The 21,145-nt window shown below is 70.7% G+C and carries 15 protein-coding genes; 7 read left to right on the forward strand and 8 right to left on the reverse strand.

All coding sequences use genetic code 11. From position 1 onward, the window contains the following. The first annotated feature begins 4 nt into the window (after nt 1-4). Genes BV453_RS14725 through BV453_RS14735 form a run of 3 tightly spaced genes read left to right on the forward strand, consistent with a single transcriptional unit; the run spans nt 5 to nt 4,090 of the window. Entirely contained in the window at nt 5-1,705 is a 1,701-nt protein-coding gene (locus BV453_RS14725; RefSeq protein WP_025103376.1) for a long-chain-fatty-acid--CoA ligase, read from the forward strand. A gap of 46 nt (nt 1,706-1,751) precedes the next feature. Then, nucleotides 1,752-3,599, forward strand: coding sequence for a DEAD/DEAH box helicase (locus BV453_RS14730; protein WP_374209035.1), 1,848 nt, complete (start codon nt 1,752-1,754; stop codon nt 3,597-3,599). An 11-nt stretch (nt 3,600-3,610) separates the two neighbouring features. After that, a complete protein-coding gene (locus tag BV453_RS14735) occupies nt 3,611-4,090 on the forward strand; it encodes a GNAT family N-acetyltransferase (protein ID WP_249521917.1) in 480 nt (159 codons plus the stop codon). Nucleotides 4,091-4,093: 3 nt separating this feature from the next. Here the strand turns inward: BV453_RS14735 and ligA are convergent, their stop codons facing one another. Genes ligA through BV453_RS14750 form a run of 3 tightly spaced genes read right to left on the reverse strand, consistent with a single transcriptional unit; the run spans nt 4,094 to nt 8,730 of the window. After that, nucleotides 4,094-6,409, reverse strand: a complete 2,316-nt coding sequence (gene ligA, locus BV453_RS14740; protein ID WP_249521918.1) for an NAD-dependent DNA ligase LigA — start codon at nt 6,407-6,409, stop codon at nt 4,094-4,096. Nucleotides 6,410-6,447: 38 nt separating this feature from the next. Continuing rightward, a complete protein-coding gene (gene mnmA / locus BV453_RS14745; protein ID WP_085607427.1) occupies nt 6,448-7,545 on the reverse strand; it encodes a tRNA 2-thiouridine(34) synthase MnmA in 1,098 nt (365 codons plus the stop codon). Nucleotides 7,546-7,554: 9 nt separating this feature from the next. Next, nucleotides 7,555-8,730, reverse strand: a complete 1,176-nt coding sequence (locus BV453_RS14750; RefSeq protein ID WP_249521919.1) for a cysteine desulfurase family protein — start codon at nt 8,728-8,730, stop codon at nt 7,555-7,557. 101 nt (nt 8,731-8,831) lie between these two features. Here BV453_RS14750 and glgX point away from each other — a divergent pair, with 101 nt between their 5' ends. The 3 genes from glgX (at nt 8,832) to glgB (ending at nt 15,236) form a co-directional block, all read left to right on the forward strand. Continuing rightward, nucleotides 8,832-10,904 (forward strand): glycogen debranching protein GlgX, encoded by a 2,073-nt coding sequence (gene glgX / locus BV453_RS14755; protein WP_249521920.1) that lies wholly within the window; start codon nt 8,832-8,834, stop codon nt 10,902-10,904. A gap of 64 nt (nt 10,905-10,968) precedes the next feature. Further along, the gene (locus tag BV453_RS14760) at nt 10,969-13,038 is read left to right on the forward strand and encodes an alpha-1,4-glucan--maltose-1-phosphate maltosyltransferase (RefSeq protein ID WP_126892974.1); all 2,070 of its coding nucleotides are present in this window, start codon (nt 10,969-10,971) and stop codon (nt 13,036-13,038) included. Beyond that, nucleotides 13,035-15,236: a 1,4-alpha-glucan branching protein GlgB gene (glgB, locus tag BV453_RS14765; protein ID WP_249521921.1), complete on the forward strand. Its 2,202-nt coding sequence runs from the start codon at nt 13,035-13,037 to the stop codon at nt 15,234-15,236. Before BV453_RS14760 ends, glgB begins: the two co-directional genes overlap by 4 nt. Nucleotides 15,237-15,274: 38 nt before the next feature. Here glgB and BV453_RS14770 read toward each other — a convergent pair whose 3' ends face one another. Then, nucleotides 15,275-16,213, reverse strand: a complete 939-nt coding sequence (locus tag BV453_RS14770; protein WP_025103367.1) for a tetratricopeptide repeat protein — start codon at nt 16,211-16,213, stop codon at nt 15,275-15,277. Then, nucleotides 16,210-18,156 carry a glycosyl transferase gene (locus tag BV453_RS14775; protein WP_249521922.1) on the reverse strand — a complete coding sequence of 649 codons (1,947 nt, stop codon included), beginning with the start codon at nt 18,154-18,156 and terminating at the stop codon, nt 16,210-16,212. Before BV453_RS14775 ends, BV453_RS14770 begins: the two co-directional genes overlap by 4 nt. Before the next feature lie 178 nt (nt 18,157-18,334). On the opposite strand from BV453_RS14775, the gene BV453_RS14780 reads away from it, so the two are divergent. Further along, entirely contained in the window at nt 18,335-19,396 is a 1,062-nt protein-coding gene (locus tag BV453_RS14780; protein WP_025103365.1) for an AI-2E family transporter, read from the forward strand. 18 nt (nt 19,397-19,414) lie between these two features. Here the strand turns inward: BV453_RS14780 and BV453_RS14785 are convergent, their stop codons facing one another. From BV453_RS14785 to BV453_RS14795, 3 genes are read right to left on the reverse strand one after another with little or no spacing between them, the layout of a single operon-like run. Then, nucleotides 19,415-20,131: an alpha/beta hydrolase gene (locus tag BV453_RS14785; protein WP_126893054.1), complete on the reverse strand. Its 717-nt coding sequence runs from the start codon at nt 20,129-20,131 to the stop codon at nt 19,415-19,417. A gap of 2 nt (nt 20,132-20,133) precedes the next feature. Next, nucleotides 20,134-20,421 carry a hypothetical protein gene (locus BV453_RS14790; RefSeq protein WP_025103363.1) on the reverse strand — a complete coding sequence of 96 codons (288 nt, stop codon included), beginning with the start codon at nt 20,419-20,421 and terminating at the stop codon, nt 20,134-20,136. Between the two features lie 9 nt (nt 20,422-20,430). Continuing rightward, entirely contained in the window at nt 20,431-21,114 is a 684-nt protein-coding gene (locus tag BV453_RS14795; RefSeq protein ID WP_249521923.1) for a transglycosylase SLT domain-containing protein, read from the reverse strand. Nucleotides 21,115-21,145: the final 31 nt, after the last annotated feature.

Consider the following 21,145-nt stretch of genomic DNA (forward strand, 5'->3'; position numbering starts at 1 on the left):
GCGCGTGAGCACGTTCCAGCCCCCTCGCCCGTGGATCGCCAGCTACGCCGACGGCGTTCCGGAGGACCTCGCCCCCGTCAGCGGCTCCCTCGTGGACATCGTCGCCGCCTCGGCCCGCGACTATCCCGACGCACCGGCTCTGCAGTTCTTCGGCAGGGAGACCACCTATGCGCAGCTGCAGGAGGCGATCGATCGCGCCGCCGCGGGGCTCCGGGATCTCGGCGTCCGTGCGGGCGACCCGGTCGCGATCGTCCTGCCGAACTGCCCGCAGCACATCGTCGCGTTCTACGCCGTGCTGCGTCTCGGTGCGGTCGTGGTCGAGCACAACCCGCTCTACACCCCTCGCGAGCTGCGCAAGCAGTTCGAGGACCACGGCGCCAAGCACGCGATCGTCTGGAACAAGGTCGTCGCGACGGTGCAGGAGTTCCCGAGCGACCTCGCCGTCTCGACTCTCATCTCGGTCGACGTGACGCGAGCGATGCCGGCCCTCACCCGCTTCGCCCTCCGGCTGCCGGTCGCGAAGGCGAGAGAGTCGAGGGCGGCGCTGACCGAGCGCGTCCGCGGCACCGTGCTGTGGGAGTCGGTGGTGGCCAGCACCCCGATCCCCGCCTCGCATCCTCAGCCCGACACCGACGACCTGGCGATCATCCAGTACACGTCCGGCACGACCGGCACACCGAAGGGCGCCGCCCTCACTCACCGCAACCTCCTCGCCAATGCCGCCCAGTCCCAAGCCTGGGTGCCGTCGATCCAGCGCGGCAAGGGCTGCGTCGTGTACGCCGTGCTGCCGATGTTCCATGCGTACGGGCTGACACTCTGCCTCACCTTCGCCATGTCGATGGGCGCGCGTCTGGTGCTGTTCCCGAAGTTCGACCCGGACCTCGTGCTCGACGTCGTCAAGAAGCATCCGGCGACGTTCCTCCCGCTCGTGCCGCCCATCGCCGACCGGCTGCTCGCGGCCGCCAACGCCAAGGGCGTCTCCCTCGAGGGCATCGAGGTCGCGATCTCCGGGGCCATGGCCCTCCCGCACGAGCTCGTCGTCCCGTTCGAGGCCGCAACGCACGGCTACCTCGTCGAGGGCTACGGGCTGAGCGAGTGCTCGCCCGTCCTCATGGCGAACCCGGTCGCCGACAACCGGGTTCCCGGCACCGTGGGACTCCCTCTCCCGGGCACGGAGTGCCGCGTCGTCGATCCGGAGAATCCCACCGAGGATGTGCCGGAGGGCTCCGCCGGGGAGCTCATCGTGCGGGGTCCTCAGGTCTTCTCCGGCTACTACGGCAAGCCCGAGGAGACCGAGGCCGTGTTCGTCGACGGCTGGTACCGGACCGGCGACATCGTCACGATCGATGACGCCGGCTTCGTCCGCATCGTCGACCGCATCAAGGAGCTCATCATCACCGGCGGCTTCAACGTCGCCCCGACCGAGGTGGAGAACGCGCTGCGCCAGCATCCGTCGGTGGCGGACGCCGCGGTCGTCGGACTGCCCAGCGACCACTCGGGCGAGGAGGTCGTCGCGGCGATCGTCGTCGATCCCGGAGCCGATGTCGACGTGGAGGCGATCCGTGAGTACGCGCGGAGCATCCTCACCCCGTACAAGGTGCCGCGCCGCGTCTTCGTCGTCGACGAGCTGCCGAAGTCGCTGATCGGGAAGGTGCTCCGCCGGCAGGTGAAGGAGAAGCTGCTCGCCCTCACGTCGGGGGTCTGAGCCGGCCCCACAGGAAGAGGGGGGCCGGGCGCGCTACCCTTGGGAAGTGACCCCTGAAGAAGTGACCCCCGCCGACGCCCCCGACGAGTCCCCTGCCACCCCCGGATTCGAGGACCTCGGCATCACCGGGCCGGTCCTCAAGGCCATCAAGGATCTCGGCTACGAGACCCCGTCGCCCATCCAGGCCGCGACCATCCCCACCCTCCTCGCCGGCCGCGATGTCGTCGGCATGGCGCAGACCGGAACCGGCAAGACCGCCGCCTTCGCCCTGCCCGTGCTGGAGCGGCTCGACGTCGCGCAGAAGACGCCGCAGGCCCTCGTCCTCGCCCCGACCCGTGAGCTCGCGCTGCAGGTCTGCGAGGCGTTCGAGTCCTACGCCTCCCGCATGAAGGGCGTGCACGTGCTGCCCGTCTACGGCGGTCAGGGATACGGTGTGCAGCTGTCCGCCCTCCGCCGCGGCGTGCACGTCGTGGTCGGCACCCCCGGCCGCATCATGGACCACCTGGCCAAGGGCACCCTCGACCTCTCCGAGCTCCAGTACCTCGTGCTGGACGAGGCGGACGAGATGCTGAAGATGGGCTTCGCGGAGGACGTCGAGCAGATCCTCGCTCAGACCCCCGAGGAGAAGCAGGTCGCCCTGTTCTCCGCCACGATGCCCGCGCAGATCCGCCGCCTCGCGCAGCAGTACCTCCGCGACCCGGAGGAGATCACGGTCAAGTCCAAGACCGCGACCAACACGAACATCACCCAGCGCTACCTCGTCGTCTCGTATGCGCAGAAGGTGGACGCGCTGACCCGCATCCTCGAAGTGGAGAACTTCGACGGGATGATCGTCTTCGTCCGCACGAAGAACGAGACCGAGACCCTGGCCGAGAAGCTCCGCGCCCGCGGGTACTCCGCCGCCGCGATCAACGGTGACGTGCCGCAGGTGCAGCGCGAGCGCAGCGTCAATCAGCTCAAGGACGGGAAGCTCGACATCCTCGTCGCGACGGACGTCGCCGCCCGCGGACTCGACGTCGAGCGCATCAGTCACGTCGTCAACTTCGACATCCCCACCGACACCGAGTCGTACGTGCACCGCATCGGACGGACCGGGCGGGCCGGGCGGACGGGCGACGCGATCAGCTTCATCACCCCGCGCGAGCGCTACCTGCTCAAGCACATCGAGAAGGCGACCCGGCAGCAGCCTACGCAGATGCAGCTGCCGAGCACCGAGGACGTGAACACGACGCGGCTCGCCCGCTTCGACGACGCCATCACGACCGCACTGTCGGAGACGTCGCGCATCGACGCGTTCCGCGACATCATCGCCCACTACGTCCGGCATCATGACGTGCCGGAGGGCGACGTCGCGGCCGCTCTCGCCGTGGTCGCCCAGGGCTCCACGCCGCTGCTCCTCGACCCCGCAGACGACGCCCTGTCGCAGGCGGTCGCCGCCGACAACCGCCCGCAGCGCGAGCGGCAGACGCGGGAGCCCCGGGAACCCCGGGAGCGTCGCAGCCGGGGCGACTACACCCCGTACCGCATCGAGGTGGGTCGGCGGCACCGCGTCGAGCCGCGGCAGATCGTGGGCGCGCTCGCGAACGAGGGCGGTCTGGGCCGCGACGACTTCGGCGCGATCAACATCCGTCCCGACTTCTCGATCGTCGAGCTCCCGGCGAACCTCGACCCCGCCGTCCTCGACAAGCTCCGCGATACGCGCATCTCCGGACGGCTGATCGAGATCGCTCCTGACCGCGGTCCCGGCGCACGGCGGGGCTCGTCCTCGCGCGACGGCGACGGCCGCGGCCGGCCGGCCCGCTACGACCGGAACAACCGCCGCGACCGTGACGAGCGCCCGCCGCACCGCGACCGCGAGGAGAAGCCTTTCCGGAAGCCCCGCCACAAGGCCTGAGCGGACCGACGATGCGCATCGACCGCGCCGGCAGGGAGGATCTCGCCGCGCTCGCCCAGCTCAAGTGGGAGGACGTGCCCGCGGACCTGACGGCCGGTCGATCGCTCGACGCCTTCACCGCCGAGCTGGGCGACTGGTGGCGGGCCCACGACCGCACCCACGTGGCCTTCGTCGCGCGGCGCGATGACGACGACCGCATCGTCGGCGCGGCGTGGGTCGCCCTCGTGCCCCGCGTGCCGCGGCCGGGCGCTCCGCACCGCCTCTCCGCGGACGTCCAGAGCGTCTTCGTCCTTCCCGAACATCGCGGACGAGGAGCGGGCCGCGGTCTCATCGCCGCGGCTTGCGCCCACGCCGTCTCCGTCGGCGCCGAACGGATCACCGTGCATTCGAGCGAGGCAGCCGTCGGGCTCTATCAGGAGCTGGGGTTCGCGGACTCCCCACGGCTGCGGCAGTTCCTCGCTCCCACCACGGCGGCGCCGGAGAACGCCTGATCCTCAGTCCAGCGCCGCGGGCCCCTCGTTGACCAGGACGTGGAACTGCGCGGCGTCGAGGATGCGGACGCCGAGCTCCTCCGCCTTCGCGAGCTTGGAGCCGGCTCCCGGCCCCGCGGCCACGAAGTCCGTCTTCTTGGACACGCTCGAGGCCGCCTTTCCGCCGGCCTTGATGATCGCCTCCTGCGCCCCCTCGCGGGTGTACCCGTCGAGGGATCCCGTCGCCACCACGGTGAGTCCCTCCAGCACTCCCCCGGCCGCGACCGCCGCTCCCGGGCCGGGGTGACCCGGCGTCGCCCACTGCACGCCCGCATCAGTCCACTGGCGGACGATCTCCTGGTGCCAGTCGACGTCGAACCACGCGAGCAAGGAGTCCGCGATGATGCCGCCCACGCCCTCGACCGCGGCGAGCTCTTCCCGCGATGACTCCCGGATCGCGTCGAGCGACCCGAACCACTGCGCGAGCGCCCGCGCAGCGACCGGTCCGACGTGACGGATGTTGAGCGCGACGAGGAGCCGCCAGAGGTCTTTGGTCTTCGCCTTCTCCAGCTCCGCGAGCAGGGTCAGCGCCTGGGAAGACGGCTGCGGACCCTCCAGACCCGACTTCTTCTCGGCCGCGGTCGGGTTGCGTCGGAACGGCGCGCGGGTCTTCACGAGGCCGTCCTCGTCCTCGCGCGGCAGACCCGTCTCCGCATCGCGCACGACGACCTCGATCGGCACGAGCTGCTCCAGGGTCAGGGCGAACAGGCCCGCCTCCGTCACCAGGGGAGGCTCCGCCGGACTCGTGGGCTGGGTCAGCGCCGCCGCCGTCACCTCGCCCAGGGCCTCGACATCGAGGGCTCCCCGCGAGCCGATGTGCTCGACGCGTCCGCGCACCTGGGCGGGGCACGACCGGGCGTTCGGGCACCGGAGGTCGATGTCCCCCTCCTTCATGGCGCGCAACGGCGTGCCGCACTCGGGGCAGTCGGCGGGCATGACGAACTCCCGCTCGGTCCCGTCCCGCTTCTCGACCACCGGGCCGAGCACCTCGGGGATCACGTCGCCCGCCTTGCGCAGCACCACGGTGTCGCCGATGAGAACGCCCTTGGCCTTCACCACGTCCTTGTTGTGGAGCGTGGCCTGACGGACCACGGATCCGGCGACGTGAGCCGGCGCCATCACCGCGAAGGGCGTCGCGCGACCGGTGCGACCGACGGAGACGACGATGTCGAGCAGCTTCGTCTGCACCTCCTCCGGCGGGTACTTGTAGGCGATCGCCCAGCGGGGTGCCCGGCTCGTCGCTCCCAGCTCGTCATGCAGGTCGAGCTCGTCGACCTTGACCACGATGCCGTCGAGCTCGTGCTCGATGTCGTGCCGATGCTCGCCGTAGTGCTCGACGAAGGCGACGACGTCGTCGATGCTGCGGCACACCTTCGTGTGCGGACTCGTCGGCAGCCCCCAGGCGGCCAGCAGCTCGTAGACCTGGCTCTGGGCCGCGACCGGCGGGTTCGTCCAGGCACCGATGCCGTGCACGTACAGCGCGAGCGACTCGATGCGCAGCAGACCCGCTTCCAGCTCCAGGCCGTCCTTCTTGTCGATCTGCTGACGCAGGCCGCCACTGGCCGCGTTGCGGGGATTCGCGAAGGCCGGGAAACGCCGTGCCGCCGCGGTCCGCGCCTTCTCCTCGTCGAACGGCTTCTTCGCGCCGCCCCTGGCCTCCCAGCGCGCGAGGGCGTCCGCGTACGCGCGGTCTCGGAACGCCGCCTGCGCTGCGTTCAGCCGCTCGAACGCGGCGACGGGGATGAAGACCTCTCCGCGCACCTCGACGATCGGCGGATGCCCCTCCCCGGCGAGCCGTTGCGGGATCTCGGGGAGTCGGAGCGCGTTCTCGGTGACGATCTCGCCGACGCGCCCGTCGCCACGGGTCGCCGCCGACGTCAGCACGCCGTCCTCGTACCGCAGGTTGATCGCGAGGCCGTCGATCTTGAGCTCGGTCAACCAGTCGACGTCACGCCCGGCGGCGGCGCGCGTCTTCTGCGCCCACTCGCGCAGCTCCTCGATCGAGAAGACGTTGTCGAGGCTGAGCATGCGCTCGGCGTGCTCGATGGTCGCGAGCCCCGTCGCCTCGGCCGCGCCGACCATCTGCGTGGGCGAGTCCTGTCCCTGCAGCTCGGGGTGCAGGCGCTCGAGCTCTTCCAGGCGCCGCATCCAGCCGTCGTACGTGGCATCGTCGACGAGCGACGTGTCACGCCCGTAGTACGCGTCCTTCGCCTCGAGGATGCGGGTCGTGAGCTCCTCCGCCTCGCGGCGGGCGTCTTCCAGTGAGATGTTCTCCGGCACTCCGTCAGTCTAGGAGCGGCGACCGACATCCGCCCGGATCAGACGCCGACGGGGACCGCGGAGACGGTCGCATCGATCGTGAACTGCCCGAGCACGCGCGTGCCGATGTAGAGCACGGCGGTCTGCCCCGGGGCGACGCCGTCCAGGGGCGTGTCCGGGACGACGCGGACGCCCTCGGCCGTCACCGTGGCCGTGGCGGGCACCGGCTCGGCATGCGCGCGGATCTGGACGTCGCACGCGAACGACGACGAGGTCGGCGCGGCGCCGGCCCAGCTGAACCGCTCCCCCGCGATCTCGGCGATCGCCAGGGCCTCCTTCGGGCCGACGACCACCGTGTTGGACACGGGGCGCACCTCGAGCACGAAGCGCGGCTTGCCGTCCGCCGCCGGGACGCCGAGCTTGAGTCCGCGCCGCTGACCGACCGTGAACGCATGAGCACCCTCGTGCGCACCGACGACGGCACCGGAGCGGTCGACGATCTCACCGGTGGCCGTGCCGACCTTCTCGGCCAGCCAGCCCCGGGTGTCCCCATCCGGGATGAAGCAGATGTCGTGGCTGTCCGGCTTCTGGGCGACGCTGAGACCGCGCTGTTCCGCCTCCGCCCGCACTTGCGCTTTCGACGGCGTGGTGCCCAGGGGGAAGTAGGTGTGCGCGAGCTGGTCGGCCGTGAGGACGCCGAGCACGTAGGACTGGTCCTTCGCGTTGTCCGAGGCCCGGTGCAGCTCGAGTCCCGCCGGGCCGTCGACGAGGGTCGCGTAGTGCCCGGTGCACACGGCGTCGAAACCGAGCTCAAGGGCGCGCTCCAGCAGGGCGGCGAACTTGATCTTCTCGTTGCACCGCATGCACGGGTTCGGCGTCCGACCCGCACGGTACTCGGCGACGAAGTCGTCGATCACGTCGTCGCGGAACCGCTCCGAGAAGTCCCACACATAGAAGGGGATGCCGAGGAGGTCGGCGGCGCGACGCGCGTCGAGGGCGTCCTCGATCGTGCAGCAGCCGCGGCTGCCGGTGCGCAGGGTCCCGCCGGCGCGGGAGAGCGCGAGGTGCACGCCGACCACATCGTGCCCCGCCTCGACGGCCCGGGCGGCCGCGACGGCGGAGTCCACACCACCGCTCATGGCCGCAAGGATTCGCATGGGTCCAGTCTACGAGCGCTCGGCTGCACGGGCCCCGGATGCCCGTGCGTAGGCTTCTCCGATCACCGCCAGCACCGCATCCACATCGGCGTCGGTGGACGTGCGCCCGAGGGAGAATCGCAGCACGCTCCGGGCGTCCGCCTCACTGCGCCCCATCGCCATCACGACGTGCGAAGGCTCGGCGACCCCCGCCTGACACGCGGAGCCCGTGGAGGCCGAGACGCCGGCCACGTCCAGCAGGAACAGCAGGCTCTCTCCCACCGCACCGGGGAAGAGCAGATGGGCGGTACCCGGAAGACGGTGATCGGGATCGCCCAGGAGCTCGGCCGCCGGCACCCGCGCACGGATGCCCTCGACCAGGCGGTCGCGCAGACCGCCCACCCGGACGCTCTCGGCGGCCCGCTCCCGTTCGGCGAGTTCGAGCGCCGTCGCCAGCGCCGCCGCTCCCGGCACGTCCTGCGTGCCCGCACGCAGACCCCGCTGCTGGCCCCCGCCCCGCAGGAGCGGGGTCAGCCGGGCGGACCGGGCCACCACCAGCGCGCCGACGCCGACCGGTGCGCCGACCTTGTGTCCGGCGACGCTGAGCGCCACGAGGCCCACGCCGTCGTCCGCGCGGCCGCGGAGGTCCCGGAAGGACAGCGGCAGATGCCCGAGAGCGGCGACGGCGTCGAGGTGCAGGGGTACACCGGCGTCGGCCGTGGCCGCCGCCAGCGCGGGCGCACCGTTGATCGTCCCGGTCTCGTTGTTCGCGACGAGCGCGGTCGCGAGCGCGGCCCCCGGCAGGGCCGCGGCGAAGCGGTCCTCGTCGATGCGCGCGTGGGCCGACACGGGCACGGCCCGCACCGCGGCACCGTCGGCCACCAGGGCTGCGACCGTGTCCATCGTCGCGTGATGCTCGCCGTCCGGCACCACGACAGCGGTCGTCTCCGGACGACGCGAGTGCCACAGTCCCTGGAGGGCGAGGTTGATGGATTCCGTCCCACCGGAGGTGAGCACGACCTCGATCGGATCGGACCCGAGGACCGCGGCGATCCGCTCCCGTGACTCCTCCAGCACCCGGCGCGCGTCCTGCCCGGCTCCATGCGTCGACGACGCGTTGCCGATGATGACCGACGCCTCCAGCCACGCGTCCCTGGCCTCCGGGCGCAACGGGGTCGTCGCCGCGTGGTCGAGATAGTGCCGCATGCTTCGATTCTCCCCGATCCGCGACCCGGACGGACCGTCTGCGCGTGAGACCGGGTGCGTCCTGTCATGAGACTGAAATGCAACACGTTTAGGGTGTATCCATGTCTTCGTCCCCCGACTCCGTCGTGCCCGGTGGGGCGATCCTCGACAACCTCGGCGTCCGGCTGCACGACGGTGTCGGCACACTGCGGGTCTGGTCGCAGAACGCCTCCGCCGTCGAGCTCGTCGTCTTCGACGCGACGGACCTCGACTGGGTCGTCGACCAGGCTCCGCTCGAACGGCGGCCCGGAGGCGTCTGGGAGGTCACGACGCCGTTGCTGCAGCCCGGAGTCCGCTACGCGCTCCGCGTCGAGGGTCCGCACGGGCCCGGCAACACGTTCAACCCGGAGACGCTGCTCCTCGACCCGTATGCGCGAGGCCTCGCCCAGGGACACGGCTACCAGGAATGGCGAGCCGTGGTCATCGAGGACGGCTTCGACTGGGGCGGCTCCACGAAGCCGCGGATCCCCGTCGACCGGACGCTGATCTACGAGGGCCACCTGAAGGGACTGACCAAGCGGCACCCCGACATCCCGCCCGCGCTGCACGGCACCTACGCGGGCCTCGCGCATCCGGCCATGATCGCGTACCTCCGCACGCTCGGGGTGACGTCGGTGGAGCTGCTCCCCGTCCACGCCTTCGTCCCGGAGCCGCGGCTGCTGGAGCGGGGGCTGACGAACTACTGGGGGTACAACACCCTGAACTTCTTCACGCCCCACGCCGCCTACGCGACGGAAGACGCCAGGAAACGGGGCCCCGAGGCGATCATCGCCGAGTTCAAGGGCATGGTGCGTCTGCTGCATGAGGCCGGCCTCGAGGTGATCCTCGACGTCGTGTACAACCACACGTCGGAAGAAGGCATCGGCGGGCCGCGCTCCAGTCTCCGCGGTATCGACAACGCGCGGTACTACCGACAGGACGACGCGGGCGTCTACGTCGACACCACGGGATGCGGCAACACGCTCAACACGGCCACCGACGCGGGCGCACGACTGGTGCTGGACTCGCTCCGGTACTGGGCCGAGGAGATGCAGATCGACGGCTTCCGCTTCGACCTGGCGACGGCGATCGCGCGCGACGGCGCTCACGCCTACACTCCGGATCATCCGCTGCTGCAGGCGATCGCCGCCGACCCCGTCCTCGCGGACACCAAGCTCATCGCGGAGCCCTGGGACGTCGGACTGGGCGGCTGGCAGACGGGCAACTTCCCTGCGGGGTGGCACGAGTGGAACGACCGGTACCGAGACCGCGTGCGCAACTTCTGGCTGAGCGACATCGACTACGCACGACGGGCCTCGGCGCCGGTCGGCATCGGCGGCTTCGCCACCCGGCTCGCCGGATCGTCCAACACCTTCAGCGAGGACCGCGGACCCCTCGCGAGCATCAACTTCGTCACGGCGCACGACGGGTTCACGCTGCACGACCTCGTGTCGTACGACGTCAAGCACAACGAGGCCAATGGCGAGCACAACCGCGACGGCGCCGACCTGAACCGCTCGTTCAACCACGGCGTCGAGGGGCCGACCGACGATCCCGCGATCCTCACCGCCCGGCGCAAGGCCATGCGCAACCTGCTCGGCACCCTCCTCCTCTCGGCCGGCATCCCGATGCTCACCGCCGGGGACGAGGTGGGGCGGAGCCAGCGCGGCAACAACAACGCCTACGCGCAGGACTCGCCGCTGTCCTGGCTCTCCTGGGAGTTCGAGCCTTGGCAGGACGACCTCCGGGCCCACGTCGCGCGCCTCGCCCGGTTGCGCGAGGAGAATCCGGCGCTGCGGCCGAGTCGGTATGCGCGCCTCGGCGAGCACATCCCGAACGCCTCGGTCATGGACTGGTACGACCAGGACGGTGCGACCATGGAACCGGGGCAGTGGACCGATCCCGGCAATCGCACGCTGCAGTACGTCGCCGCCTCCACACCGGACAAGGAACCTGCCAACCGCATCCTCCTGATCGTGCACGGGACGGAGGCGCCGATCGACGTGCGGCTCCCGGAGGAGATCGAGGGTGCCAGCCGATTCGTCTCCCTCTGGTCGAGCGCCGACGAGCGCCCGTCGGAGGCCGAGGAGACGTACGCTCCGGGTGACGTGCTGCCGATCCCCGGCACATCCATGCGCCTGTTCCGGGTGGAGTGATAGCACGGTTCGGCGCCGGGGTCGAGCGGTAGGTTCCGACAGGGCCGAGCGGTAGATTCGGCATGTGACTGCTCGTGCTGGAACCCGACCCACGGCTCTGCGGAGCCCCGTTCAGATCCCGACGCGCGCCGTCGACGCCGACCAGCCCGGAGCTCTTCGGACCACCCGGATCCCGCTGCTGGACGGCACGCCGGTGGTTCCGGGAGGCTTCCCCGCCAAGGCGTTCGCGGGCGAGGTCGTCCCCTTCCGCGTCGTGGCGTTCCGCGAAGGGCACGACCTCATCGGCGTGCACGTGCGACTGACCTCACCGGCCGGCGAAGAGAGCCTGCACCGGCTCACGGCGCTCGCCGACGGCACCGATCGCTGGGAGGCGGAGATCGCCCTCGATGCGGAGGGTCTCTGGCGGTATCGCTTCGAGGCGTTCTCCGACGACTTCGCCACCTGGGCGCACGCCGCGCACGTGAAGATCGCCGCCGGGGTGGACGTCCCCGTGATGGCCGCCCTCGGAGCCGAGCTCCTGCAGCGGGCGGCTGCCGAGAAGGACCGCCCCGCAGCGCAGCGCACGCGCCTCAGGACCTGGGCGGAGGAACTCCGGGCCGGCGACCCCGTCGTCGCCGCCGAACGGGCCGTGGACCCCGACCTCGCGGCGATCTTCCGCGATCGCCCCGTCACGACGCTCCGTTCCGCCTCCGCGGAGCAGCTCCTCCGCGTGGAGCGCACCCGCGCCGGAGTCGGCGCCTGGTACGAGTTCTTCCCGCGGTCGGAGGGAGCCCGCCGCCTCAAGGACGGAACGGTCCGCAGCGGCACGTTCCGTACTGCAGCGAAGCGCCTGCCCGAGGTCGCCAGGATGGGCTTCGACGTGATCTACCTCGTCCCCGTGCATCCCATCGGCACGACCAACCGCAAGGGTCGCAACAACACCCTCGTCGCCGAGGCCGGGGACCCGGGCTCGCCGTACGCCATCGGAGCGGCGGAGGGCGGGCACGATGCGATCCACCCTGACCTCGGCACCCCGCAGGACTTCCGCGCCTTCGTGCGGGCCGCGCGGAAGGAGGGACTGGAGGTCGCCCTCGACCTCGCGCTGCAGGCCTCTCCCGACCACCCCTGGGTGCGCGACCACCCGGAGTGGTTCACCACCCTCCCCGACGGCACGATCGCGTACGCCGAGAACCCGCCGAAGAAGTACCAGGACATCTACCCGCTGAACTTCGACAACGACCCGGAGGGGATCGCCGCCGAGATGCTCCGGATCGTCCGGCACTGGGTGGCGGAGGGGGTTCGGATCTTCCGCGTGGACAACCCGCACACCAAGCCGCTGCAGTTCTGGGAGTGGCTGATCGCGACGGTGAACGAGACGGATCCCGACGTGATCTTCCTGGCCGAGGCGTTCACCCGACCGGCGGTGATGCGCGCGCTCGCCGCGGTGGGCTTCCAACAGAGCTACAGCTACTTCACGTGGCGCAACACCAAGGCGGAGCTGGAGGAGTTCCTCACGACGATCTCCCACGAGACGGCCGACTACATGCGCCCGAACCTCTTCGTCAACACGCACGACATCCTCACCGAATACCTCCAGTTCGGCGGACGCGCGGCCTACCGGATCCGCGCCTGCATCGCCGCCACCGCGGGCCCCGTGTACGGCGTGTATGCGGGATACGAACTCATCGAGAACGTGGCCCGCCCGGGTTCCGAGGAGAACATCGACAACGAGAAGTACGAGTACAAGTTCCGCGACTGGGCGGGGGCCGAGGAACGCGGGGAATCGCTGGCTCCGCTCCTGCGGCGGCTGAACGAGATCCGCGCGGCGCATCCGGCCCTGCGGCAGCTGCGCAACCTCGAGCTGCACTGGAGCGACGATGACGCCATCCTCGTGTTCAGCAAGCATCTCGACGCCGCCTTCACCGGAACCGGGCGGCCGGACACGCTCATCGTCGTCGCGAACGTCGACCCGCACTCGGTGCGCGAGACCACCGTCCATCTCGACACCACACGCTGGGGCGTCCCCCTGGGTGAGAGCTACGAGGTGGAGGACCTGCTCACGGGCAGCGTCTGGACCTGGACCGATCACAACTACGTCCGGCTCGACGCCTTTGCCGAGCCGGTCCACATCCTGAAGGTGAGGGAGCGCGCATGAGCGGCATCGACGACACCGCGAACGCCGACTGGGAGGCCGTGGCGGAAGGGCGGCACCACGCGCCGCACGCCGTGCTCGGCGCCCACCCCGCGAAGGATGCGGCGGATCGCACTGTCACCGTGATCCGGGCTCGCCGTCCGCTCGCCGAGACGGTGGAGGCCGTCTTCGACGACGGCAGCCGCCTGACGCTCACCCACGTCGCGCACGGGGTGTGGGAGGGCACGCATCCGGGACCGCCGCTCCCCTACCGCCTCGCGACGCGCTACCGCGGCGAGGAGGAGAGCGTCGCGGGCGACCCGTACCGTCACGCGCCGACCCTCGGCGACCTGGACCTTCATCTGATCGCCGAAGGCCGTCACGAGCGGCTGTGGGAGGCGCTGGGAGCCCATCCCCGCACGCAGGGCGACGAGCAGGGCGTGTCGTTCGCGGTCTGGGCACCCGACGCGACCGCGGTCCGCGTGGTGGGCGATCACAACGGCTGGAACGGCGAGAGCCACGCCATGCGCTCGCTCGGCGCGAGCGGCGTCTGGGAGCTCTTCATCCCCGACCTCCCCGTCGGGACCCGCTACAAGTACCAGATCCGGACGCGGAGCGGCAGCTGGATCCTCAAGGCCGACCCGATGGCGTTGGCGGCGCAGGTGCCGCCGGAGACCGCCTCCGTCGTGACGGCGTCGTCGTACGTCTGGGAGGACGGCGCCTGGATGACGCGTCGTGCCGCCACGCATGCCGTCGCGCAGCCGCTGGCGGTGTACGAGGTGCACGTCGGCTCCTGGCGCGGGGGCCTGGGCTACCGCGATATGGCGGATCCGCTGATCGCGCACGTGCAGGAGACGGGGTTCACGCACGTCGAGTTCATGCCGCTCGCCGAGCATCCGTTCGGCGGATCCTGGGGATACCAGGTCAGCGGCTACTACGCGCCGACGAGCCGGTACGGCTCCCCCGACGACCTGCGCTACCTCATCGACCGCCTGCACCAGGCCGGCATCGGCGTCATCATGGACTGGGTGCCGGGCCACTTCCCCAAGGACGACTTCGCCCTGGCGCGCTTCGACGGTCAGCCCCTGTACGAGCACCCCGACCCCCGGCGCGGAGAGCACCAGGACTGGGGCACGCTCATCTTCGACTACGGTCGTCCCGAGGTCCGCGGCTTCCTCGTCGCGAACGCGCTGTACTGGCTCGAGGAGTTCCACGTCGACGGTCTGCGCGTCGACGCCGTCGCCTCGATGCTCTACCTCGACTACTCGCGTCGCGAGGGTGAGTGGGAGCCGAACATCCACGGCGGACGCGAGAACCTCGAGGCGATCCGCTTCCTCCAGGAGGTCAACGCCACCGCCTACCGCCTGCACCCCGGGATCCTCATGATCGCCGAGGAGTCCACGAGCTTCCCCGGTGTCACCGCGCCGACGGATCACGCCGGCCTCGGGTTCGGATTCAAGTGGAACATGGGGTGGATGAACGACTCGCTGCAGTACATCGGCAGAGACCCGATGTACCGGGCGCACCACGAGGGCGAGATGACCTTCTCGTTCGTCTACGCGTTCGGCGAGAACTACGTGCTGCCGATCAGTCACGACGAGGTCGTGCACGGCAAGGGCAGCCTGCTGTCGAAGATGCCCGGCGACCACTGGCACAAGCTCGCGAACGTCCGCGCCTACCTCGCGTACATGTGGGGGCATCCGGGCAAGAAGCTGCTGTTCATGGGTCAGGAGTTCGGACAGCTCGCCGAGTGGTCGGAGGGGCGCGAGCTGGACTGGTGGCTCCGCGACCAGCCTTCGCACGCCCAGCTCCAGGACTTCGTCGCCGCGATGAACGGGGTGTACCGGGCGCAGGCACCGCTCTGGGAGCGCGACAGCGACGGCTCGGGGTTCACGCGGCTCGGGGCACCGAGCTGGGATCCGTCCGTGATCGCCTTCGAACGGCGGGACGCGCACGGCGGCCGTCTGGTCGTGGTCAGCAACTTCGCCGGCGTGGAGCGCACCGGGTACCGCCTGGGATTGCCGCGCCCCGGCGTCTGGCAGGAGATCCTGAACTCCGATGCCGACGTCTACGGCGGACGCGGTTCCGGCAACCTCGGGATGGTGGTCGCCGAATCCGGAGACGGGGGCGCGGCGACGGCCTCGATCACGCTGCCGGCCCTATCGACGCTGTGGCTCCGCTATCAGCCGGAGCCCCACGTCCCCACCGTGAACAACGGCTGACGGGGGTCTGCGCGGGGGCGTTCCCCCGCGCAGACCGCTCAGAAGAGCAGCGAGGAGAGCCGGTTGCGGGCCGCGATCACGCGCGGGTCTCCGGCTCCGATGAGACCGAAGAGCTCGACGAGGCGCTCGCGCACAGGCGTCCGCTGATCCGACGGCAGCTGCGCGAACAGGTCGAGCAGACGGCCGAACGCGTCGTCGACGTGTCCGCCGGCGAGGTCCAGATCGGCGACGTCGAACTGCGCCTGCACATCCTGCGGTGCGGCGGCGGCTGCTGCGCGCGCGGCCTGGAGGTCGAGCCCCTGCACGCGGTCGAGCAGGCGGACCTGACCGAGACCGGCGATGGCGTCCTCGTCGCGCGGGTTCTCGGCGAGGGCCTTCTCGTAGGCGGTGATGGCGGCACGGTAGTCCCCGCGCTCGATCGCGGCGAAGGCCTCCGCGTGCAGCGGCGGCAGCTCGGGCTCGGCCGGGGCGGCGGCCTCGGCCGCCTCGCCCTCTCCGACGGGCAGCGACCCGGACACCCCGTTCTGCGCCGCCACCTGCAGCAGCTGCGCGAACACCTCGCGGACCTGCTGCTCCGGAACCGCGCCCGTGAACATGGGGACCGGCTGACCGGCGATGAGGGCGACGACCATCGGGATCGACTGCGCGCGGAAGCTCTGCGCGAGCTGCGGGTTGGCGTCGACGTCGACCTTGGCGAGGAGGACGCGTCCGCCCAGCTCACGGGTGACCTTCTCGATGATCGGGCTCAGCTGCTTGCACGGCCCGCACCACTCGGCCCAGAGGTCGACGACGACCGGCACCGTGCGGGAGAGCTCGAGCACCTGGCCGAAGTTCTCATCGGTCGCGTCGACGACGACATCCGTGACCGGAGATCCGGCGGGAGCGGTCGCCGAGCCGCCTGCCGGGGCGGAGGGGCGATGGCGCAGGCTGGACAGGTCGACGGCACCGCGCAGGGCGGCGGGAGAGATCTCGCTCACTTGATCACCTTCACGGACACGAGGTCCTGGCGCGACGCCAGGAGCCGGATCGGGTCGCTCGATCCCTGCGAGGGGACGGCGAAGAACAGCTGGAATGCATAGGTCGTCTCGGCGCCCTTGGCGGACTCGTTGGCACCGGTGAGGGCCTTGGCCTCCTCGTTGTCGCCGAAGCGGATCACCACATCGGACGAGGTGGGAGTGATCGTCTCGACGTCCAGCACGGAGACAGCGACGATGGCACCGCTGTCCAGGGTCGTCAGGGAGACCGGGTCCTCCTCCGTCGGCGTCATGTCGAAGGCCGCCGTCGAGGTCTCCGCGGCACCGGCGTCGGCCAGCCCCTGCACCAGGCTCTGGCGGCTGTCGGTGATCGACTTCGCGAGGTTGAGTGCCAGCTCGTCGAACTGCCCGTACGACTCGCTCTTCTCCCCGTTGTCGACGACGTCCGCGAAGGCGGCGGCGACCTCGTCCGGGGGCACCGACAGGAACGCGGAGTCCGCGGGGACGAGGGAGGTGCCGAGCCAGCTCGCCGCCACCTCGGGGAAGGCCGCGTCGGCGGACATCTCGGCCATGTTCGTCACCTTGTAGTTGGACCAGGGGTCCGCCTGCGTCATGGTGAGGACCACGGGCGGCACGGTGTCGTCGCCGGTGCTCTTCGAGAGCATGAGGACGGTGCGCGGCCAGCGGTCGGTCGCCTCCGGAAGCACGACCTCGACGTCGTCGGTCGGGATCGCCGCCGGTGCGGGGCGGTCGGGCAGCTTCTCCCGCAGGGCGTAGTCGGTGGTGCGGGTCGCCAGCGCGGTCCCGTCCAGGCGCGTCGCTGCGAGATCGAGGTCCTTCTCCTCGTCGGCCTTCACCAGCGTCTCGGAGATCTCCCCGAGGATGCGGTCGGCCTGCGTCTCGGTGACCGCCGGGGGTTTCTGGTTGTCGGGCGCGATGACGGTGGGGCTCGGCGACGGCGACGCAGAGGCATCCCCGAACTCCGGCCAGGACTCGGCGCTGCAGCCGGCGGCCAGCACCGCGGTCAGACCGAGAGCGGGCACGACGAGCAGACGCCGACGACGGCGCGGGCGCACACTCTGCATGGCGTTCTTCCCCTCCGTGGGCTTCTCGTCGACGACCTCCGCGTCCTCCACGTTGTCCTTCCGCTCCGGAGTCTTCGGCTCCGTGCCGTCCGCGGCCTCGAGCGCCTCCCGCTCGGACGGCGGGAGCGCCGCCACGTCGATCGGCTGGGTCGTGGGCAGCGGCCCCGGCCCCTTCCGGCGCGGGCCGCGGCCACGGCGCTGGTGGCGGATCGCGAGCACGTAGAGCACGAGCCCCACCAGCAGCACGACTCCGCCCGCGACCATGAGCGGACCGGCGAGCGGGGTCCGCGTGTCCAGCGGCCAGGAGACGACGATGTCGTCCGGCGCGTCCTCGCTGCCGTCGTAGGCGATCAGCACGCTCGTCCCCTCGGGGAGCTGCATGGTGTCGGTGGAGAGGAAGTTCTTCTCGCTGAAGGAGTCGAGCCACAGGTCCGACCCGGCCGGATTGCGGCCGGCGGGCTCGGCGGACTCCTCGTCCTCCGGCGCGGGGGTCTCGGAGTCGTCCGGCGCGGGGGTCTCGTCCGACTCCTCCGGGTCCGGGGCCGCGACGTGCTCGACGAGGAGCTCGTCGTCGTCGCCGACCGAGACGTGGTTGTACTCCGCGTCAGAGAGCCACGCCTCCATGTCGGCCGTACGGCCGTAGCTCGCGAAGATCTCGCCCTCGCCGCGGATCAGCACCTTCTGCGCGCCCGGGTTCATCCGGAGCACATCGCCGTCCATCAGCACGTACGGAGCGGGCTCCTCGATGTCGACGCGGGCCTCCTGGGACGAAGGACCGACGAAGACGGTGCGTTGGGCGATCCCCGCACCGATCAGCACGGCAGCCAGCACGAAGGCCACGACGGCCCATACGAAACGCACGAATAGTCTCCTCACGCACCACGGCTTCCCGCCCGTGACGCCACACTCGACATTTCAGACTAGCGAAGTCACCTGTGTGTTGACCACGAGGCCCCTCCCCTGGCGACGCTGCGGCACGTCGGCGACGCGTCGTGGCCGGTCATGGGTAGCCTTGCTGCAGCCGTTCCGAGGAGTCTGCATGAAGATCCACAACCCGTTCCGCACCGCCCTCGTGGCGACACTCGGCGTGGGCCTCGGCATCGTGCTGATCAGCAGCGTGCAGACGCTGTCCACGGTGCTGCTCTACATCGGCACCGCTCTCTTCCTCAGCCTCGGGCTCGATCCGCTCGTCACGTTCCTCGAGCGACGGCGCCTGCCCCGCTGGCTCGCGGTCCTGGTCACGATCGTCGCCGTGCTGGCGGTCTTCAGCGGGATCGTGCTCATCGTCCTCCCGGTGCTGGTCGACCAGATCTCCCAGCTCATCGCGCAGATCACGGCGATCGTGCAGCGGGGAACCGCCATCGAGGACCTGCGCACGTGGATCCAGGAGACCTTCCCCAACCTCCGCGTCGACGACGTGTTCGCCTACGTCGAGGACTGGCTGGCGACGAACCTCGCCGAGATCGGCGGATCGATCGGTCAAGGTGTGCTCGTCGCCAGCGGGGCCGTGCTGAGCGGGGTGTTCGGCGCCTTCATCGTCCTCATCTTGACCATCTACCTCACGGCCTCCACCCCCTCGCTCAAGCGCGCGGTGTACCAGCTCGTGCCGGCGTCCAAGCGGGACCGCTTCATCGACCTCTCCGAGCAGATCACCGACTCCGTGGGCTACTACGTCATGGGGCAGGTCAGCCAGGGGGTCATCAACGGCATCCTCAGCGCCATCTACCTCACGATCATCGACGCGCCGTTCCCGGCCGTCCTCGCCGTCGTCGCGTTCTTCTTCTCGCTGATCCCCCTCGTCGGCACGTTGACGGGTTCGACGATCATCGTCCTCGTCTGCCTGATCCCCGGTCTCGGCTCCCCCGGCACGGCTCTCGCCGCGGCGATCTACTACCTCATCTACATGCAGATCGAGGCGTACGTGATCTCGCCGCGGATCATGAGCCGCGCCGTGTCGGTGCCCGGCGCCGTGGTGGTCGTGGCCGCCCTCGCCGGAGGAAGCCTGCTCGGCCTGCTCGGCGCGCTCATCGCGATCCCCGTGGCGGCCAGCATCCTCATCATCTATCGGCAGGTGCTGATCCCCCGCATGAACGAGCGGTGACCGGACCGTCGCTCCGCGTCAGCCCTCGACGGGCCAGTGCGTCGGCAGCGGCAGGGCCGACGGGTTGACCGCGGCGACGATCTCGGTGAGCACGCGCCGCGTCTGCGTCTCCCCCACCCACAGGTGCTTCCCGCCGTCGACGGCGATCAGCTGCGCGTGCGGAATGCTCGCGAACCGCTCCCGGGCCTCGGCGGGGCGCAGGTAGTCGTCCAGCTCGGGGACGAGGATGACGACGCGGTGGTCGGTCGTCCCCCAAGCGGCGACCTCCTCCGCCGTCGCGCGGTGCAGTGGCGGCGAGAGCAGGATGATGCCCTCGATGTCGTGGTCGGCGCCGTACTTCAGCGCGAGCTCCGTTCCGAACGACCAGCCGACGATCCAGGGGCGAGGCAGTCCGCGGTCACGCACGAAGTCCATGGCGGCGGCGACGTCGAACTGCTCCGCAGCCCCACCGTCGAACGCGCCCTCGCTCGTGCCGCGCGGCGACGTCGTGCCGCGCGTGTTGAACCGCAGGACGGCGAGATCGGCCAGGGCAGGCAGGCGTGCGGACGCCTTGCGGATGATGTGCGAGTCCATGAAGCCGCCCGCCGTCGGCAGCGGATGCAGCGTCACCAGCGTGGCCACCGGGGCGGCCGTCTCGGGCACCGCCAGCTCGCCCACCAGCGTGAGCCCGTCTGCGGTGTGCAGCTCGATGTCCTCACGCGTCGCGGGGAGCTCGAGCGGTCCGCGGATCTCCATGGTCATGCGATCCTCCAACAGGGGGTGTGCCAGTGTCTGCGGTCGGCCAGCGCCGCCGCCTCGCCGAGGATGCCATCCGCCCGCCAGGCGACGAGATGCGCGGTCCCGGGGTCGACGGACCGGCCGCAGCCTGGGCAGACGTAGGCCTTCTGCGCCTGGACGGCGGAGACCGGCTGGACCGTCCACTCCACGCCACGACGCACCTCGGTGCGCTTCCACCCGGCGAGGAGGCGATCGAACGAATCCTCGCCCTCAGGGCGCGCGGAAGGACGACGACGTGAGCGGGGCATGGTGCCGGCTCACCACCAGTGGTTGGTGACCCAGAAGTTGTACGCGCCGGCCCAGCTGCCGTACCGACCGGTGGCGTAGCCGGTGGCCCAGCGCAGGTTGTCCACCGGGTTGTAGCCGTTGCCGGGCACCTTGCTGCAGGGAAGAGCCTGGACGAGCCCGCAGGCACCGGAGGAGGAGTTGGTGGCGTTCGGGTTCCACCCGCTCTCCCGCGACACGATGTAGTCGACGTACTGCCAGTCGCCCTGAGCGATGCCGGCCGCGGCCATCCACTCCGCCGGCGCACCGCCGCCGCTGTACGGCGGGAGACCCCCGCCGGAGGACCCGCCCTGCGAACCGGACGACGGCGTGCTCGCGGGAGCCGCCGGCTTCGGCTTGGGCTTGGGCTTCGGCTTGACGTACACCTCGAAGGACCCGCGCTCGACGGGGGTGATCGCTGCGCCTTCCACGGTGACGGTGAGGTTCTGCGTGTCCGCGAGAGCCGCCGCGTACACGGAGTCCGGAGCTTCCGTGGCGACCGGCTGCGCGAGGGCGACGCCGGTCGGAGCGACCATCGCGGCGGCGAATCCGACGACCGCGAGAGAGCTGAAGACACCGGCGACACCCCGGCGACGCGACCAGCGTCGCGTGCCTCGGGAGGCAGACGTGGCCGTCGCTGCGGGTACCAGCGCGGCCTCGCTTCGTTCGGGAATCATGTCGTTTCGGGAGTTCACGATGGTGGACAGT

It is taken from the genome of Microbacterium sp. ER1 (assembly GCF_023383675.1).
Taxonomy (GTDB): domain Bacteria; phylum Actinomycetota; class Actinomycetes; order Actinomycetales; family Microbacteriaceae; genus Microbacterium.

Excerpts from the sequence above, each read along its gene's own strand:
- BV453_RS14735 (WP_249521917.1), top strand. The coding sequence starts at position 3,611 with ATGCGCATCGACCGCGCCGGCAGGGAGGATCTCGCCGCGCTCGCCCAG.
- mnmA (WP_085607427.1), bottom strand. The coding sequence starts at position 7,545 with ATGCGAATCCTTGCGGCCATGAGCGGTGGTGTGGACTCCGCCGTCGCG.
- BV453_RS14750 (WP_249521919.1), bottom strand. The coding sequence starts at position 8,730 with ATGCGGCACTATCTCGACCACGCGGCGACGACCCCGTTGCGCCCGGAG.
- glgX (WP_249521920.1), top strand. The coding sequence starts at position 8,832 with ATGTCTTCGTCCCCCGACTCCGTCGTGCCCGGTGGGGCGATCCTCGAC.
- glgB (WP_249521921.1), top strand. The coding sequence starts at position 13,035 with ATGAGCGGCATCGACGACACCGCGAACGCCGACTGGGAGGCCGTGGCG.
- BV453_RS14780 (WP_025103365.1), top strand. The coding sequence starts at position 18,335 with ATGAAGATCCACAACCCGTTCCGCACCGCCCTCGTGGCGACACTCGGC.
- BV453_RS14785 (WP_126893054.1), bottom strand. The coding sequence starts at position 20,131 with ATGGAGATCCGCGGACCGCTCGAGCTCCCCGCGACGCGTGAGGACATC.
- BV453_RS14790 (WP_025103363.1), bottom strand. The coding sequence starts at position 20,421 with ATGCCCCGCTCACGTCGTCGTCCTTCCGCGCGCCCTGAGGGCGAGGAT.
- BV453_RS14795 (WP_249521923.1), bottom strand. The coding sequence starts at position 21,114 with ATGATTCCCGAACGAAGCGAGGCCGCGCTGGTACCCGCAGCGACGGCC.